This is a genomic window from Posidoniimonas corsicana (genome assembly GCF_007859765.1).
GTDB lineage: Bacteria > Planctomycetota > Planctomycetia > Pirellulales > Lacipirellulaceae > Posidoniimonas > Posidoniimonas corsicana.
The window spans coordinates 22,829-39,904 of record NZ_SIHJ01000004.1 but is presented as its reverse complement, the minus strand read 5'-3'; the positions used below and the strand labels follow the sequence as shown (position 1 = coordinate 39,904).

Sequence of the window (17,076 nt, the reverse complement as noted above, 5' to 3'; positions counted from 1 at the left end):
ACAACCGCGTGTCCTGGACGTTCCACCCTGTCGGCGGCCCCTGGCTCATAGCGATCCTCGCTGTGCTGCTGCTGGGGCTGTGCGCGGTGCGGGCGCGGGGCGCGCTGAGCGCGCGGCAGCGGGCCGGGCTCACGGCGCTGCGCATCGGCGCGTGCCTGATGATGATCTTCGCCCTGCTCCGCCCCGAGGTGGTGCGGACCCGGAGCGAGACCCTCCGCTCGGCGCTGCTGGTGCTGGTCGACTCGTCCCGCAGCATGACCGTCGAGGACTCGCTGGGGGGCCGCTCGCGGTGGGAGTCGGCGATGACGCTGCTGGAGCAGTCCGAGGAGTCCCTCAGGCAGCTCAGCCGCGACCACGACCTCCAGTACTACCAGTTCGACCAGACGCTCCGCCCGGCAGCGGGCCGCGCGTCGCTGGCGGCGTCGGCGCCCGACGGCGACGCCACCGCCCTGGGGCAGTCGCTCGCCGAGCTGCTGGAGAACGAGGCCTCCGAACGCCTGCTGGGCGTGGTGCTGCTGAGCGACGGCGCGCAGCGGGCCGTGCCGCCGTCGGACCTGGCGCCGCAGGTGGCGGCCCGGCGCTACGCGCTGGAGGGCGCGCCGATCTTCCCGTTCTCGTTCGGCTCGCCGGCCGGCGGCGCCCGGGCGGACGTCGCGATCGACGACCTCCTGGCGAGCGACTCGGTGTTCGCCAACACGCCGACCCGCGTCACCGGCCGCCTGCGGGTCGACGGCTACCCCAACCAGACGCTCACCGTGCAGCTGCTGTGGGAGGGCGAGGACGGCGGGCTGGCGCCCGTCGACGCCACGCAGATCACCGCCGGCCCCGCCGCCGCCGAGTACCCGATCAGCCTGCAGCACACCCCGACGCGGCTGGGCGAGCAGAAGGTGCAGCTGCGGATCGAGCCGCAGGAGGGCGAGTCGCTCACCAGCAACAACTCACAGAGCACGTTCGTCACGGTCCGCGAGGGCGGCGTGAAGGTGCTGTACCTGACCGGCGCCAAACGCATCGGCGGCGAGCCGGGCATCGAGCAACGTTTCGTCCGCGGCTCGCTGGCGGCCTCGCCCGACATCATCGTGACCCGCCGCAAGGTGGACTACGAGCCGCAGCGGGTGAACCTCCAGCCGCTGTTGGCCGAGAGCAAATTCGACGTGTTCCTGCTCGACGACGTCGACGCCGACGCGTTGGACTTCCCCACCTGGAAAGAAATCGCCGACCGCGTGCGCGACGGCGCCGGGCTGATGATGACCGGCGGCTACCACAGCTTCGGCCCCGGTGGGCACGACAACAGCCCGCTGACCGCCGTGCTGCCGATCCGGCCGGGCCGGCTCGAGCGGCAGCAGTTCGGCGAGCCGCTCCGCGCGGACATGCACCTGCCCGAGCCGGTGCGCGTGCAGCCGGCCCAGCCGTTCGGCCCCCGGCACCCGATCATGCAGATCGCGCCTGACGCGGCCGCCGCGTGGGACGCGTTGCCGCCGCTGACCGGCGCCAACCGCATCGACCAGCGGACGCTTAAGCCCAACTCGCAGGTGCTGGCGGTGGACCCGGCGCACGACAACGCGCCGCTGCTGGTCGCCGGCCAACCCGGCGCCGGCCGGTCGCTCGCGTTCGCCGGCGACAGCACCTGGCGGTGGGTAATGGGCGGCCAGGGCGAGGCCCACCGGCGTTTCTGGCGGCAGGCGATCCTGTGGCTCGCGCAGAAGGACGACTCGAAGTCCAACCCCGTGTGGCTCGACCTGGCGGCGCGGCGGGTCGCCCGCGGCGCGCCGCTGGAGGTCACCGTCGGCGCCAACCCGCCCGAAGGCGCGGCCGGGCCGATCGGCTTTCGGGTCGAGGTGACCCGCCCCGACGGCGGCAAGCAGGACCTGCCGATCCCCGCCGGCGAGAACGGCGGCACGGGCGTGCTCCGCCGGACCGACCTGGCGGGCGACTACCTGGTGACCGTCACTGGCAGCCAGTCCGGCCAGATGCTCGGCACGGCGCAGGCGCGGTTCACCGTGCCCGACACCGACGTCGAGCTCGACCAGCCCGGCGCCGAGCCCGCCACGCTCGCGCAGCTCGCCCAGATCACCGAGCAGGCGGGCGGCCGGGCGATGGCGCCCGAGGAGCTGCCCGACCTGCTGGCCGACCTGGCCGCCCAGGACCCGGAGGTGCAGGAGGAGGTGGTGGCGCGGGTCACCTACTGGGACACCTGGCCGTTCTTCCTGCTGCTGGTCACGCTGCTGAGCGTCGAGTGGTGGCTGCGCAAGCGGTGGGGGCTGGTCTAGCGCCGCGCTACGAGACGCCGATCAGCGTGAGGTCGGCGCCCAGGTTGCCACGCCACACGTAGTAGTCGGCGGAGTCGACGTCGTCGTCGTCATCGCCGTCCCCGGGCAGGTTCTCCCACGCGTCGGGGTCGACGCCGGACGAGCCGTTCTGGCTGTACCACACCGAGTAGTCCGAAGCGGTCACGTGCAGGTCGTTGTTGTAGTCGCCGACCAGCTCAAACACCTTGTCGGTAACCGTGCTGTCGGCCCAGCCGACGGCGCCCGCCACGCTGCCCGCGCGGCGGAGGGTGAGGTCGCCGAGCACGTCGAGATCGCCGTACAGCGCGTCCAGGTCGGTCGGCTGGTCGGTCCGCTGAATCGAGAGCCGCAGGTCCCAGGCGGGGAGCCAGACCTCGTCCGCGCCCGAGGCGGTGTTGGCCAGGTCGATCGCCTCGCGGAGCGAGAGCGCGTCGGCGCTGCCGCCGCTCTGGGCCGTGTCCACGATGCTGGTGACCACTTCGTCCGGGGCGCCGTTGACCACGTCGCCCGCGCCGCTGGAGAAGAGCGAGCCGCTGTACGCGCCCACTAGGTTGTCCCCGTTGTTCACCCCCACGGCGCCGTTGAACTGCCCCACGTTGGCGGACCCGAGCGACGCGGTGTTGCCAACGAAAACCGAATCGCCGACCGTCAGCGTCGTGCCGCTCTGCGACGCGTACACGCCGCCGCCGTGCTGGGTGGTGGAGTTCCCGTAGAACACGCTGCGGTCGATCGTGACGTCGGTCAGGCCGGACGTGCCGGGGTACGAGAGCGCCAGCAGCCCGCCGCCGCTGCCGCCGGCCGAGTTGCCCACCACGGCGACCTGGTCCAGCGTGGCGGCGCCGCCGGTCTCGACCAGCAGGCCGCCGCCACCGCCGGAGGCGGCGCCGCCGGTGACGGTCAGCCGGCTCAGCAGCAGGTCGGCGCCGCCCCGCACCGTGAACACGCGGTCGGAGATCCCCGCCGCGTCCACAACACTGGCGCCGGCGCCCGCGCCGTAGATCGCGATGTCCTCGTCGATGTCGAGGTCGTTGTAGGCGGCGTTGTTGGCCTCGGTCCCGACGCGGCTCAGCACGTGGCGGCCGGGGTTGGGCGCAACGTAGATGGCGCTCGCCGCGCCGGCGGCGTTGGCGTCTCGCACCGCCGCGCGGAGGCCGAGCTGCGCGCCGGGCGCGGTGGCGTCGAGGTCGACGACCCCATCGCCCAGCGTGCCCGGATCGTCCAGATCCTCGTTGCTGCTCACCACGTAGTCGACCTGATGGGTGATCGAGGCCAGGCCGCCGGCCACGGTGACGCTGTCGGTCCCGCCACTGCCGGCGACGATAATCTGCTGCACCCGCGCAGCGTCGATGTCACGAGTGAAGCTGTACGAGTCTCCGTTGTCCAGCGTGTAGGAGATCGCGGCCCGCACCTCGCCGCCAACCTGGGTGATGGAGATCGTGTCGTCGACGTGAACCGCGGTCGCGGCGGTCGGGTCCCAGTGCAGCCCCTGAACGAGCAGCGTGCCGCCGTGCGTCTCGAAGCTGATCTGCCCCAGCCCGGCGGTGAAGTCCTGCGCGGCGATGTCCTGGCTCCCCGCCGGCGAGGCGGTCGTGTAGCCAAAGGCGTCGGCCAAGAAGCTGGTCGCCGTGTCCGAGATGTACTGCCTGACCACCGCGGCCGTGGCGCCGGGCGCGGCGAAGCCGGCGGCCATCAGCTCGGCGTCGTGGACCTCGATGCCCGAGTGGTTGGGGTCGGGGGCGCCATCGTAGAAGTGGCCCCCGCCCGCCTCGGTGAAGGTGATCGTCCCGCCGCCCGCCAGCGCGTACTCCCACAGCTCGTTCACGGCGAACACCTCGTCGCCGGTGCCGGGCGTGCCGTCCGGGTCGGAGACCAACCGGAACGAGTCCTCCTGGTCGACGCCGCGGGGGGTGAGCGTCCCCAGCACCGGGTCGGAGGTGTTGGTCGCGTTGGGGTTGGTGAGCGGACCGCCGTTCGCGTCCAGGTAGGGGTACTGTCCGGAGTCGAGTGCGGTCACGTCGATCAGGCCGATGCCGACCGCGTGGCCGATCTCGTGGAGCGCCGTGCGGTAGAAGTCGTACACCGCCGTCTGGCCGGCCGTGCTGGCGTCGGTGAAGCTCGCCTCGTACGGCCCCGTCGCGGCGGCGAACTCGGCGTCGTCCAGCGGGGTGGCGTCGAAGTACCAGCCGTCGCCGTCCGCGTTGTCGTCGAGGGTGACCGTCGCGGCGTAGGGCCGCAGGTCGGCGCCGTAGGTGACGCTGCTCGTAACCCCGCGCCCGGCGATGTCGCCGGCGCCGAGCGTCAGGGTGAAGGTGTCGTTGAGGTCGTTGCTGGGGTTGGCGTCGTTGTCGACGTCGTAGTTGAAGCTGGTAATCGCCCGCTCCCAATCGCCGATCGCCCGCTGGACGATCGCGGTGGCCAGGTCGGCCTGGGCGCCGTACTCGGAGTCGAAACCGTTGGCGGCCGGGTCGGGGTTGGCCCACACGATGGCCAGCATCCGGCGGTCCTCCAGGTCTTCCACACGCAGTTGTTTGTGCTGACGGAGCGAAGCGAGACGGTTCAATTGGGCCGGCATGGCGGGCGTTCCCCTTGGCGGACGGAGCGGGTGAAAATGCGCGCGGGGAACGCGGCGGCGCACACGGCCGCCGTGGGGTCCCCACGACGGCGTCCTACCGCTGGCCGAAATCGACCAGCAACGAACAGCGGCCCAGAGCGGCCGAGAACGAAAAGAATGGGGGCGATCACCCCAACGGCGGTTGGGGCGTTCACCCCAGCGCTTGCAGCGGCCGGCGCGACGCGCCAGCGGTTCGGTCAACCGGGCCGAATCGCGCGTCGCGACGCCCAACCGCGACCGCCCCGGCGACCGGTTTCCCGGCGCCCGCGGCCCACATCGCGGGCGGCCGCGCAACCATCGGCCAGCCCCCGCCTTAGGGCGCATGATCGCGAAACGGCCAGGCGCCAGCAGGGGCAAAGCCGGGTAGCCCCAAGAGCGTGAAGTGCTATCCTAGCGCAGGTCGACGGACCGACTCCCCGCCGCGGCCGCCCACCCGCTTGCGACTCCCTCTGCCGAGACACCCACCCGCTAGCTACGCGCCATGGACAGAACGTTGATCAGACACCTCCGCCAACTCCTGCTGTTGCTGCTCGTCGGGCTCGCTGTGCCCGCCGGAGTTCACGCGCAGGAACCGGTCGCCGACCCCGCGCAGCTCACCCCCGCCGCGCTGACGCAGCAGATCAACGACCTCCGCAAGTTGGCGACCGACGCCGCGGCCGATCAGCTCGACGAGCAGACCCGCAAACAGGTGCTGGAGGTCTGCGACAAGGCGGCCTCGCAGCTCGCCAAGGCCAAAGAGGCCAACGAGGAGATGGCCCGCCTGAAGGCCGAGGTGGAGGGCGCCAGCGCCCCCCCCACCAACCAGCCGCAGGCCGGTCAGCCGGCGCCCCAGCGCAAGCGGCTCGAAGGCCTCGACCTGGCCGAGCTGCAGGTCGAACAATCGAACGCCGCGCAGGCGGTCACGTCGGCCAAGGAGAAGCTGGACCTGGCCGCGGCCGAGATCAAGCAGAGCGCCGCGCGGCGGCTGGAACTTCCCGACGCGATGGTCCAGGCCCGCCAGAAGATCACCAAGGCGGAGGAGGCGCTGCAGGGCGACTACAGCGCCGACCACCCGCTGCTCGCCCAGGCGAAGCGTCTGAACCAGCAGGCCGCGATCCTGCTCGCCCGGGCCGAGATCCAGCTGATGGAGCTGAAGGGCAACACGTTCGAGATCATCTCCCGCTCGCGGAACGCGCGGCAGGAGCGGCTCGCCAAGGAGCTCAAAGCCGCGGAGGAGTGGGAAGCGGAGGTCGCGGCGCGGCTGGCCAGGCAGCAGCAGATTGACGCCGACAAGAAGGCCTCGGAGGCCAAGCGGGCGGTGGTGTTCGCCCACCCGGCGGTCAAGGCCGAGGCCCAACGCAACGTGGAGCTGGCGGAGCAGTACTCCGAGCTGGTGCAGAAGAAGTCCCGCCTGGAAGAGCAGGTCAAGCGGACCGCCAACGAGGCCGACGAAGCCAAGGACAAGCTCGAGAACGCGATCAGCCTCGACGAGCAGCTGCGGGGGTCGCCCACGATCGGGACCATCCTCCGCGGCGCGCAGGACCAGCTGCCCAACCTCACGCAGATCCGCGAGCGGCAGCGGAAGCGGGCCGCCCGCGTCACCGACCTGCGCATGCAGGTGTACGACTGGAAGGCCGAGCTCGCCAAGACCACTGACAAGAAGCTGTCCGAGGCGGTCGCCACGTATGAGGCAGACACCGAGGAGCAGGTCTCTCCCGAGATCGAAGACGAGCTCCGCGAGGTGATCGAGGACCGCGACGAGACCCTCAAGGAACTGGTCGCCCACACCAACTCGTACCTGACCGAGCTCGGCAAGCTGAACACGTCCGAGGCGATCATCGTGGACCAGACCCAGGCGCTGTCCGACTTCCTGACGGAGCGGGTGTTCTGGGTCCCCAGCGCGCCCCGGCTGTCGGCGCGGGACCTGGCGTTCACGCGGGACTTCTGGACCAACTACGACGCGCGGCTGGCCGACCTGCGGCTGCTGGGCGAGTACGTGCTCGAGGACGCGAAGTTGCACGTCGAGCTGTGGCTGCTGCCGGTCATGGTCACGCTGCTCCTGCTGCTGTGGCGCCGCCGGGCCAAGAAGATCATGTACGACGCCGGCGAGCAGGCCTCGAAGCCGGCCGCCACCTCGTTCCGGCCCACGGTCATGGCGCTGCTCGCCACCATTGTGCTGGCGTCCCCCACGCCGCTGCTGATCGGCTTCCTCGGCTGGCGTCTGGGCGTGTCGACCAACGTGCTCCCGTACGCCACCGGCGTGGCGCTCAGCCTGTTCGCGCGGCAGTACCTGATCCTCAACCTGCTGCGGCACTCCTGCCGATCGGGCGGCCTGGGGCCGGACCACTTCGGGTGGGAGCGCAAGGGGCTGGTCTCGCTGCGGCGGGCGGCCCGCGTGATGCAGGTCGTTGCGCTGCCGCTGATGGCGATCGCGGTGGGCGTGGAGGTCACGCGGGACGGCGCGGCGATCAACTCGATCGGGCGGCTCTCGCTCATCCTGGCGCTGCTGGTGATGGGGGGCATCGGGTTCCTCTTCTTCCGCCCGCACGGCCCGCTGATCAATTCGCTGGCCGCCCGCGGCGACAAGCCCTGGGTGACCCGCCTGGTCCGGCTGCTGGGCCCGCTTTCCGTGGCGTCCGCGCTGGGGCTCGCGGTCGCGTCTGGGCTGGGGATGCACTTCACCGCCATCCAGCTCACCCGCCGCATCCTGTTTTCGGCCGGCGTGGTGTTCATCTGCCTGGCGGTCAGGGCGTTCTTGATGAGGTGGCTGCTGGTCGCCTACCGGCGGGTCGCGATGCAGCGCGCCCGCGAGAAACGCAAGGCGATGCTCGAGGCGCAGGAGAACGCCCCCACCGAGGCGGCGGCCATTGAGGTCGAGCCGGAGATCAGCCTCAGCGACATCAATCAGCAGGCGCGCAGCCTGGTGGGCGTGGGCGTCACGGCGTGCATCATCGGCGCCATGGTGCTGGCCTGGGGCGATGTGCTGCCGGCGCTCAACGCCCTGAACGACCCCGACACCTTCGGCCTCTGGCAGAGCGGCGTCCCCAACGAGGAGGGCGTGTACCCCAAGGTCACCGTGGCCGGGCTGCTGCTGTCGCTGGGCGTGTTCACGCTGACCTGGTTCGCGGGCCGCAACGTGCCGGGCCTGCTGGAGATCGCGTTGTTCCAGAAGCTGCCGCTGGACGCCGGCGCCCGTTACGCCGCGACCTCGGTCTCACGGTACCTGATCGTGGTGGTGGGCGGGGTCATCGGTGTGGGGATGCTGGGAATCAGCTGGAGCAGCGTGCAGTGGCTGGTCGCGGCGATGACGGTCGGTCTGGGCTTCGGCCTGCAGGAGATCTTCGCCAACTTCGTGTCGGGCATCATCCTGCTGTTCGAGCGGCCCGTGCGCCCCGGCGACGTCGTGACCATCGGCAACGTGTCCGGCGTGGTGACCCGGATCCGCATCCGCGCCACCACAGTGCAGGACTGGGACAACAAGGAATTGATTGTCCCTAACCGCGACTTCATCACCGGCAACCTGATCAACTGGACGCTCTCCAGCCGCGTGCTGCGGCACGTGCTGAAGGTGGGCGTCGCGTACGGCAGCGACACCCGCCTGGCCACCGAGCTGCTGTACAAGGTCGCCCGCGAGAACGAGCACGTCGCCGACACGCCCGAGCCGTTCGTGCTGTTCGACACCTTCGGCGACAGCAGCCTGAACTTCGAGCTTAGGGTGTTCACGCAGGACCTATCGCACATGATGCCGATGCGGCACTCGCTGATGCTGGCCGTGGACGACGAGTTCCGCAAGCACGGCATCGAGATCGCCTTCCCGCAACGCGACCTGCACATCCGCAGCATGCCCGAGGCCCTCGAGAAGCTCACGGCGCCGGGCGACGACAGCGCCGAGCACCGGGTGCTGGAAGAGGCGGGCTCCAAGCCGGGGTTCGGGTTCTCGCGCGACAACTAGCGGCGCTACATACACGCGACGTGCGCTCTAGGCCGCGGGCCGCTTCAGCGGCCGCAGCGCCCGCAGCGCGGTGGCGGCGGCGTCGCTCACCAGGCCGTCCACGCGGTTGCGGAACACGGCGAAGGCCGCCAGCGAGGGGATCGCCACCAGCAGCCCGCCGACCGTTGTGACCAGCGCCTGGTAGATGCCGCCGGCCAGCTCGGCGGCGCGGGCGGCGCCCTGGGTGTCGGCCACCTCCTGGAAGGCGAAGATCATGCCGACCACGGTCCCGAGCAGGCCGATCATCGGCGCGATGTTGCCGATCACCGACAGGTACTCGATCTTGCGGAACAGCCGCGCGGCCTGCTCGGCGGTCGCGCCCTCCAGCGCCTTCTCGATGGCCGGCCAGCCGTCGGCGGCCTCGACCAGCGAGTGGCGGATGATGTGCGCCAGGAAGCTGGGCTGCTGGTCGCACGCCGCCGCGGCGCCCTGCAGGTCGCGCTGCGAGAGCAGCTTAGCGACCCGCTCCGCCAGGCCGGGCGGCATCAGCACGTCACGGCGGATGGTCAGCAGGTGCTCGACCGCTAGCGCCAGCGCGACCATCGACAGCGCCAGCAGCACCAGCACGATCGCCAGCCCGGTCACGCCGCCGGCGAAAATGATGTCCAGAACGCCGCCCCCTTCGGCCGCGAGCATCAAGAGCGTGGCAACGGACAACGTGGGCTACCGCCTGGCTGGTTCGCTGGGGACTGAATCGCTGGGGACGGGTCGTGGGAACGGGGGGCGGCCGGCGCCGCGTCAGACCGGCATCTCGACCGGGTTGGCCGGCAGGATCATGATCTTGCCGTCGCCCATGCGGCCGGTGCGGGCGACCTCCACCACTTTGCGGACCACCTCCTCGGCGCGGGCGTCGTCGACCCACAGGGTGATCTCGACCTTCGGCAGGAACGCCAGCGAGTACTCCGAGTCCGCGTACTGGTCCAGGTAGCTCTTCTGCTTGCCCATGCCCTTCACCTCGCGGACGACCACCGCCTCGAGGGGCGCACGGCGCAGGCTCTCCAGGATCCGCTCGGCCAGGTACGGCTTCACGATCGCGACGACTTGCTTCATTGGGATTTCTAGGGGCGCCATCATTTCGCCTGTGGCCAGGCTCCAGCCTAACTGACCGGCGGCGGCGGAGAAAGCCACACGCCCTCGGAAATCCGCTGAACTGCAGCCCCGGGCGCCAGATAGCCGACAACAACCTGGGGCCGGCCAGGCCCGGCCGGCCGCACTGACAGGGCCCCCGCGGACGGCTATAATTCATCGCCCGATCGTCACCTCCCCCGCAGACTACCCGCACCCGAGAGCAGCCATGGAACGGCAGTACAGCAAGCACCAGCAGAACATCATCAAGCGGTACTACGACAACCGCGAGAACATCGGCCTGCAGCGTCTGAGCGAGCTGGTTACCGAGCTCTACCTGGCCGAGGGCAAGAAGCGCGAGAAGCAGTGGGACATGATCGTCAAAGCCCTCGAGAAGTGCGGCCTCAAGCAGGACCGCATCGACCACATCCGCGCCCAGGACGACCCGCAGATGGTGGCCAAGGTGGTTGAGGAGTTGATGGCGAAGGGGTGATGCGGACGCGGGCTGTTCGCTGTTGGCTCTTAGCCATTGGCGGCAGCCGAGCCGATAGCCAACCGCCGATAGCCGACGGCCCCCCCAATGCAGCAATACCTCGACCTCCTCTCCGACATCCTCGAGAACGGCGCCGCCAAGAGCGACCGCACCGGCACCGGCACGCGCAGCGTGTTCGGGCGGCAGATGCGGTTTAACCTGGCCGAGGGGTTCCCGCTGGTCACCACCAAGAAGCTGCACCTGCGGAGCATCATCCACGAGCTGCTGTGGTTCATCCGCGGCGACACCAACACCGCCTACCTCAACGAGCACGGCGTCAGCATCTGGGACGAGTGGGCCGACGAGAGCGGCGACCTCGGCCCCGTGTACGGCAAGCAGTGGCGCAGCTGGGCTGCGCCCGACGGCCGCACGGTCGACCAATTGCACGAGCTGGTCGACCAGATCCGCGGCAACCCCGACAGCCGCCGGCTGATCGTCAGCGCGTGGAACGTGGGCGAGCTGGACCAGATGGCGCTGCCGCCCTGCCACCTGCTGTACCAGTTCTACGTGGCCGACGGCCGGCTGAGCTGCCAGCTCTACCAGCGCTCGGCCGACGTGTTCCTGGGCGTGCCGTTCAACATCGCCAGCTACGCGCTCCTGTTGATGATGGTCGCCCAGGTGACCGGCCTTGAGGCGGGCGAGTTCGTCCACACCCTGGGCGACGCCCACCTGTACGACAACCACCTGGACCAGGCCCGCACGCAGCTCCAGCGCGATCCCCGCCCGCTGCCCACCATGACGCTCGACCCGAGCGTTGACTCGCTGTTCGACTTCCGCTTCGAGCACTTCAAGCTCACCGACTACGACCCGCACCCGCACATCAAGGCGCCGGTGGCGGTGTAGTGTGGGGGGGTGGTTGGTGGTGATTGGCTAGTGGTTGGTAGTTAATGCTGACGCCACGACAGCTACTCGGCGCCGTACAGGCGATCCGCCCTCACGATCGACTCGTAGCCCCCGGCTCTGCCGGGGGATTGCCTTGCGAGCTATCTCTGCCATGATGCGATCCCCCGGCGGAGCCGGGGGCTACGAGCACATGAACTGACGCGACTGGTCTCATCTTTGGTGGCAAGCCAAGTGAATCCCTACCAATCGCCTCAATCAGATCCTGGCGGCGACCGCCCAAGTGCCGGGAAAGAGGATGACGACGAATTCGATATCTTGCTGGATGACATCCCGTGGACGGTTGCGGTACCACCAGCTCTAGCGTGTGTCGCTATCACCTCGGCCTGCGCACTTGTTAGCGCAGCAACCGGCCACGGATGGGTCGGCCCTGTTTGTGGAGGGCTACTGGTCACTCCACTTGTTCTACTTACACATGGAGCGTTGTACCTGGTATGGGCCCGTTGCACTCGATCCAAAGAACGGTAGCCCCCGGATCCGCCTGGGGATTGCCTTGCGAGCTATCTCTGCCATGATGCGATCCCCCGGCGGAGCCGGGGGCTACGAGCAACCGACGATTCAAGCCCCTCACGCTTGGCAGATCCACTCCGCACGCTACAGCTTGCTATGAAACTCTCCATCATCACCGCCGCCAGTGAGAACAACGTCATCGGTCAGGACGGCGGGCTGCCGTGGCGGCTGCCGGCCGACCTGAAGTGGTTCCGCGGGCACACCATCGGGCACTGCATCATCCAGGGCCGCAAGACCTACGAGTCGCACGACCGCCCGCTGCCGGGCCGCACTTCGATCGTGCTGACCAGCAGCCCCGACGAGGTGTCGGTCCCGGACGACCTCAAGCCGGGCACCCAGGTGCTCACCGCGACCAGCCTGGACGACGCGATCCAGACCGCCCACCGCATCGGCGGGCCCACCGACCAGGTGTTCATCGGCGGCGGCAGCCGCGTGTACGCCGACGCCCTGCCCCGCGTCGACCGCATCTACCTGACCCGCGTGCACGCCACCATCGAGGACGGCCACGCCCACTTCCCCGAGGTCGACTGGTCCCGCTTCGAGCTGACCGAGAAAGTGGACCACCCCGCCGACGAGAAGCACGAGCACTCATTCACATTCGAGGTCTGGGACCGCAAGTAATGCCGCCCAAGCCGCTGCTCGAGACCCAGCTCCCACCCCTGCTGTGGGCCGGTCTGCTGATGGCGCCGATGGCGGTGAGCTGTGCCTACGCCGTCGCGGGCACGTCGAGTGTTATCAACCGCGTCACCGCCGGGGTGATCGCGTTGGCGCTGCTGCTGCACGCCCACGCGGTGCTCGCCAGCCCCCTGCCCGGCACACCCTGGGCGCCGATCCCGGCGATCTGCGCGGCGGCTTGGATGGCAGGTAGCTTCGTCATCCTGACGCGCCAGTACCGCTTTTCGAGCGAGGCCGCACTGACGCGCGAGGCCTCGCTTATTCTGCCAACCGACCCATCGCGGTTCCGGCTGCCGGCGTTGTTCGTGCTGGCCAGCGCCACGGCGGTGCTGGCGGCCTCGGCCCGGCACTGGCTCAACAGCGTTGAGGGCAGCGAACTGCCCGCCGGCGCAAGCCTGCTGCTGTCGGTTGTCATGGGGCTCGGCCTCGCGGTCGGGGGCCTGTCCGCCGCCTGGCTCGCCGGCCGCGACCACCTGAGCCGAGAGCACGCTATCGGCCTCACGCTGCTGGGGCTGGCGGGCATCCCAATCGTCGAGTGGACCGGCGGCCTGTTCGCCCACCTGGGGGACTCGGCCGCAAGCTGGTCGCTGGGCGCCGCTCCGTTCTTCGCTTCGCTGAAGGGTTCTTGGACATTGGTCCACCTGACCTGGATGGCGGCTTGCTGGCTCGCGTTCGCCGCCGCCAGGCGCGCCGGGCTGCACTGGGTTTGGTGGCCCCTCATCGACGAGGCGCAGCGCCACGTCAGGCGTCCGCCGATCTAGAGCACCTCGTCGATCGACCCGGCGCCCACGCGCAGCATCAACAGCCGATCGACGCCAAGCGCCACGCCGGCGCAGGCCGGCAGGCCGGGCTCTTGCATCAGCCGCAGCATCTCCTCGGGCATCGGCAGCGCGTCGCGGCCGTCGGCGATACGGCCCTGGTTGGCCTCCTCCAGCCGGCGCCGCAGCACGGCGGCGTCGGTCAGCTCGTGGTAGCCGTTGGCCAGCTCCACGCCGCGGTAGTACAGCTCGAACCGCTCGGCCACCGCGGCGCCCCGGTCGTCGGCAGCGGTCTCGGCCAGGGCCGACTGCGTGGCCGGGTAGTGGTACAGGATCTCCGGTCGCTCGGCCCCCAGCTGCGGCTCGACCCGCTTGGCGAGCAGCTGGTTGAGCAGCTCGTCCGTCTGGTCAATGTCGCCGGCTTCGATGCATGCCGCAGCGGCCCGCACGGCGTCGGCGTCGAAGGGGTCGCAGCCGGCGTGCTCGACGAACGCCTCGCGGTAGCTGGTCCGCTTGCAGGGGAGCGGCGCCAGGGTCGCCTGCACCAGCTCGTCCAGCAGGTCGATGCCGGCGTGCAGGTCGTGCCCCGGGCGGTACCACTCGAGCATCGTGAACTCGGGCGAGTGCAGCGGGCCGCGTTCCTCGGCGCGGAACGCCTTGGCGAACTGGAAGATCGGCCCGGCCCCTAGGCACAGCAGCCGCTTCATCGCCATCTCCGGCGACGCCTGCAGGTAGTCGCCCGCGGTGGTGCGGAACAGCTCGATGTGCCGCTCGGGGATCACCTCGACCGACGCGATCGGGGTGGCGACTTCCGTAAAGCCGCGGCTCTGGAAGAACGCGCGCAGCTGATCCAACAGCTCCGACTTGGCTCTGAGGTGTGAAGGGTTCATACGTCGCTTCCGCCTGCTGTTCCCGCCGCATCGCTGCCGGGCGGCTCGTCTTGGTTGTGTGCGTGCTCGAAACGCGGGTTTTGTTCTAGAAACCGACTACCGTGGAGGGTCCAATAGGATAGCTCGCAGGGCGTTAGCCGCCCGCCAGAGCCACACCGCCTGAACCACAAGCCTAAACTTCCCAGCGCCTTACAGCGAGTGGCCCACCGATTCCAACGTGGGCATTTTCGGACTCTGTCGTGCTTCAGAACGATTGCACCCAAGATCATCACTTCCTGTGCGATTGCCTCGTAGCGATTGGTTACTGCGGGGGGATAGAAGGAGTGCAATGGCGCCCAGCAGGATCATCCCCCGGCAGAGCCGGGGGCTACGGGCAACTCCGCGGGCCAGATCGCTAACCACGAATTGAACATCGATGGACGTTTTCAAACTGCTCAACCAGGCCAAGGACCTCGGCGCCACGGCGTTCGCTCAGGCGACCGGCGTGCTGGGCGCCGGCGTGGGCTACGCCCGCGAGGCGGTGGGCGGCGCGTGGCTGCTGGGCTCGACCGAGACCTCCTCGTCGTACGACCACGACCAGGTGGACGAGAAGCACTACTTCCTGACGCCCGACCGCCGGTCGGAGCTGCGGTACTCGCTGTACACGATGCGGTGCCTGCCGGAGGGCGCGCCGCCCATCAACGACCTGCCCAAGCGGCGGGTGTTCCACCTGCCGCACGAGAACGCGCTGCCGACCGTCGAGCACATCCTGCTGGCCGACGCCCGCGCCGGCGCCCAGGCGCTGCCCGCGTCGGACGGCGCCATCGGGTCACGGCTCAACAGCCTGGCCGACCAGATCGACCGGCTGGACCAGCAGGTGTTCGGCGGCGTGCTGCTGATCGGAGGGCTGGTGGCGCTGATCAACCCGCTGGCCGGCGCGGCGGTGGCCGCCAAGGCGCTGATCCCGTCGGTCGGCATGCTGCTGTCCAAGCACGGCCTGAAGTACGCGGGCGACACGGCCAACTCGCGCGAGCTGGCCGGCCGCCTGAAGTCGGCCGAGCGGGAGGTGCTGCAGCAGTTCCACGAGTCCGGCGCGACGTCGATCGTGAACCCGCTGCTCACACAGCTCGACCGGGCGCTCAACACTACCGAGCTGGAGTACGACCCGCTCATGGAGTTCGACTCCGAGTCGCTCGACTTCGGCCAGCGCGACCGCCAGCGGATGTTCAAGCTGACCTGCCAGGCGATCGCCAACACCTACGCCGACGTGATCGACAAGCCGGCGCAGTGGGCCCAGGCGAGCCTGGGCAAAGAGGACGTGCGGTTCTTGAAGGTGCTGAGTCGGTTGGCTGGCGAGGGCACTAGTCGCTAAGCAAGGGTCTGGGGCAGTGTGCAGCAAACCACTTGTCGAGGCAACGGTCACGTTCCTTCAACCGGAAGAAGGCGGCAGGAGTCATCCGGCGTTCGCTTCGGCCGACTACAGGCCTCATATTGTCTTGGGAGACGCGAAGCAGCGCGTCGCCCTAGTCGATGAGCACAACCAGATCTTGGAACACTACCTTGGCGTCGCAATGCACGGAGATGGGGAAGAGTTGACGCCAGGGGTTCCCCATAAGGTTCGGCTCACTCTGATGTACGACGGAAACGTGGACTACAGCGGCGTTCAACCGGGCGCCTGCTTCACGCTGAGGGAAGGCGCCCGGATTGTTGGGTATGGCATGGTGACGGGATAGGCGACCAAGCGTACCAATCGGGCGCCACTGGCTACGCCAGTGCGCTGCCTAGCCCGTAGGCCAGATCAAGCGGCGCGGGAGGCGGCCGTAGATAGCCGATGCTGCCGCCGCGCTGCTCCGGCGGAACCGATCTGGCCATGCGTCGGACGTCGAATTGCCGGAACGGCGCGGCGGTTGGGCGTGGCGGGGTGGATTGCTTTTCGCGCCGCTTGGCCCGGCCTACGGTGGCGCCTCGAACGCTGTTTTCTCCGGGGTTTTTGGTAGAAACCAGGCCACCCTGTCGGATAGAAAGAGGGTGTGTACGTGCGTACACTCTCACTTTCTATACGCTATCGACGGGGGGTAACCATGAGTCGGCCACGGGTGTTGGATGAGACCAAGCGGCGGGAGGTTTGCGCGCTGCTGACCGCGGGGATGACGCTCGGCAGCGCGGCCGAGTATGTGGGGTGCAGCGTCAAGACAATCCGCCGCGAGCGGGACCGCGATGACGACTTCGACCTCAAAGTGAGGCGGGCCAAGATGGCCGCGCGGCTGGGGCCGCTGCAGGCGGTGCGGCGGGCGGCGGAAACGCACTGGCGGGCCGCGGCCTGGCTGGTGGAACGGCAGGAACGCCGCGATGAGCGGCGCCGCGCGGATCGGCGGCGGCGGGTCGAGCTGGAGCGGGTCGTAGGCGCGGTGAAGGAGGTCGTGCGCCGCGAAGTTCCCGGCCTGCCGCAGCAGTGGGCCATCGAGGATCAGATCGACCAGATCGCTACCGGCCGAAAGCCGCGCGACCCAAAGCCAAGCCTGCCGGAAGTAGATCTAGCAGCGCCGCCCGCCAGGGCAAAACGCGAGTCGCCGGTCCCGGCCGCGCTGCGGGAGCTTGCCGAACGCGTCGCCGCGCCTGTCGATGAGCAGCCGCCGGCCGGGCAATCGTCCGACGTCGATGCGCCAAAACGGACAAAACCTCCCGCTGCAGCACCGGCGCCCGTTGCGGCGGAACCCGCGGAAGAAGTGCCAAACGGTGATGAGCCGCCAACGAATGGGCCGGGTTTTGTCCCCTCGCTTCGTGTTTTTGGACAGAACGAGTTGGACAGGGAGAAGCAAAGCTTAGCGGCGGGGCCGGTGAGAAGAACCGGGGGCTAACGCTCGGTAGCTGATGCAGGGGGAACGCCGATTCAGCACGCAA

At 69.4% G+C, this 17,076-nt stretch carries 12 protein-coding genes; 8 read left to right on the top strand and 4 right to left on the bottom strand.

Annotation, left to right across the window (positions count from 1 at the left end):
- The first annotated feature begins 8 nt into the window (after window positions 1-8).
- A complete protein-coding gene (locus KOR34_RS21480) occupies window positions 9-2,267 on the top strand; it encodes a glutamine amidotransferase (protein ID WP_146568119.1) in 2,259 nt (752 codons plus the stop codon).
- Window positions 2,268-2,274: 7 nt separating this feature from the next.
- Here KOR34_RS21480 and KOR34_RS21475 read toward each other — a convergent pair whose 3' ends face one another.
- Window positions 2,275-4,857, bottom strand: a complete 2,583-nt coding sequence (locus tag KOR34_RS21475; protein WP_146568117.1) for a hypothetical protein — start codon at window positions 4,855-4,857, stop codon at window positions 2,275-2,277.
- A gap of 520 nt (window positions 4,858-5,377) precedes the next feature.
- Here KOR34_RS21475 and KOR34_RS21470 point away from each other — a divergent pair.
- Window positions 5,378-8,827, top strand: coding sequence for a mechanosensitive ion channel domain-containing protein (locus KOR34_RS21470; RefSeq protein ID WP_228714733.1), 3,450 nt, complete (start codon window positions 5,378-5,380; stop codon window positions 8,825-8,827).
- A gap of 27 nt (window positions 8,828-8,854) precedes the next feature.
- On the opposite strand, the gene KOR34_RS21465 is transcribed toward KOR34_RS21470, so the two are convergent.
- Together KOR34_RS21465 and KOR34_RS21460 are read right to left on the bottom strand one after the other, a co-directional pair.
- Entirely contained in the window at window positions 8,855-9,523 is a 669-nt protein-coding gene (locus KOR34_RS21465) for a MotA/TolQ/ExbB proton channel family protein (RefSeq protein ID WP_228714732.1), read from the bottom strand.
- Window positions 9,524-9,604: 81 nt separating this feature from the next.
- Window positions 9,605-9,916, bottom strand: a complete 312-nt coding sequence (locus tag KOR34_RS21460) for a P-II family nitrogen regulator (protein ID WP_146568113.1) — start codon at window positions 9,914-9,916, stop codon at window positions 9,605-9,607.
- A 244-nt stretch (window positions 9,917-10,160) separates the two neighbouring features.
- Here KOR34_RS21460 and KOR34_RS21455 point away from each other — a divergent pair, with 244 nt between their 5' ends.
- The 4 genes from KOR34_RS21455 to KOR34_RS21440 all read left to right on the top strand — a co-directional run bounded on the left by KOR34_RS21455 (window position 10,161) and on the right by KOR34_RS21440 (window position 13,309).
- Window positions 10,161-10,424 (top strand): hypothetical protein, encoded by a 264-nt coding sequence (locus KOR34_RS21455; protein WP_146568111.1) that lies wholly within the window; start codon window positions 10,161-10,163, stop codon window positions 10,422-10,424.
- A gap of 87 nt (window positions 10,425-10,511) precedes the next feature.
- Window positions 10,512-11,306, top strand: coding sequence for a thymidylate synthase (locus KOR34_RS21450; RefSeq protein WP_146568109.1), 795 nt, complete (start codon window positions 10,512-10,514; stop codon window positions 11,304-11,306).
- Window positions 11,307-11,969: 663 nt separating this feature from the next.
- A complete protein-coding gene (locus KOR34_RS21445) occupies window positions 11,970-12,494 on the top strand; it encodes a dihydrofolate reductase (protein WP_146568107.1) in 525 nt (174 codons plus the stop codon).
- Window positions 12,494-13,309: a hypothetical protein gene (locus tag KOR34_RS21440; RefSeq protein WP_146568105.1), complete on the top strand. Its 816-nt coding sequence runs from the start codon at window positions 12,494-12,496 to the stop codon at window positions 13,307-13,309. Before KOR34_RS21445 ends, KOR34_RS21440 begins: the two co-directional genes overlap by 1 nt.
- Here the strand turns inward: KOR34_RS21440 and epmA are convergent.
- Window positions 13,306-14,196, bottom strand: a complete 891-nt coding sequence (gene epmA / locus KOR34_RS21435; RefSeq protein WP_146568103.1) for an EF-P lysine aminoacylase EpmA — start codon at window positions 14,194-14,196, stop codon at window positions 13,306-13,308. The two genes, KOR34_RS21440 and epmA, sit on opposite strands and share 4 nt — an antisense overlap.
- 415 nt (window positions 14,197-14,611) lie before the next feature.
- Here epmA and KOR34_RS21430 point away from each other — a divergent pair, with 415 nt between their 5' ends.
- The gene (locus KOR34_RS21430; RefSeq protein WP_146568102.1) at window positions 14,612-15,547 is read left to right on the top strand and encodes a hypothetical protein; all 936 of its coding nucleotides are present in this window, start codon (window positions 14,612-14,614) and stop codon (window positions 15,545-15,547) included.
- A gap of 709 nt (window positions 15,548-16,256) precedes the next feature.
- Window positions 16,257-17,033 carry a hypothetical protein gene (locus KOR34_RS21425; protein WP_146568100.1) on the top strand — a complete coding sequence of 259 codons (777 nt, stop codon included), beginning with the start codon at window positions 16,257-16,259 and terminating at the stop codon, window positions 17,031-17,033.
- Window positions 17,034-17,076: the final 43 nt, after the last annotated feature.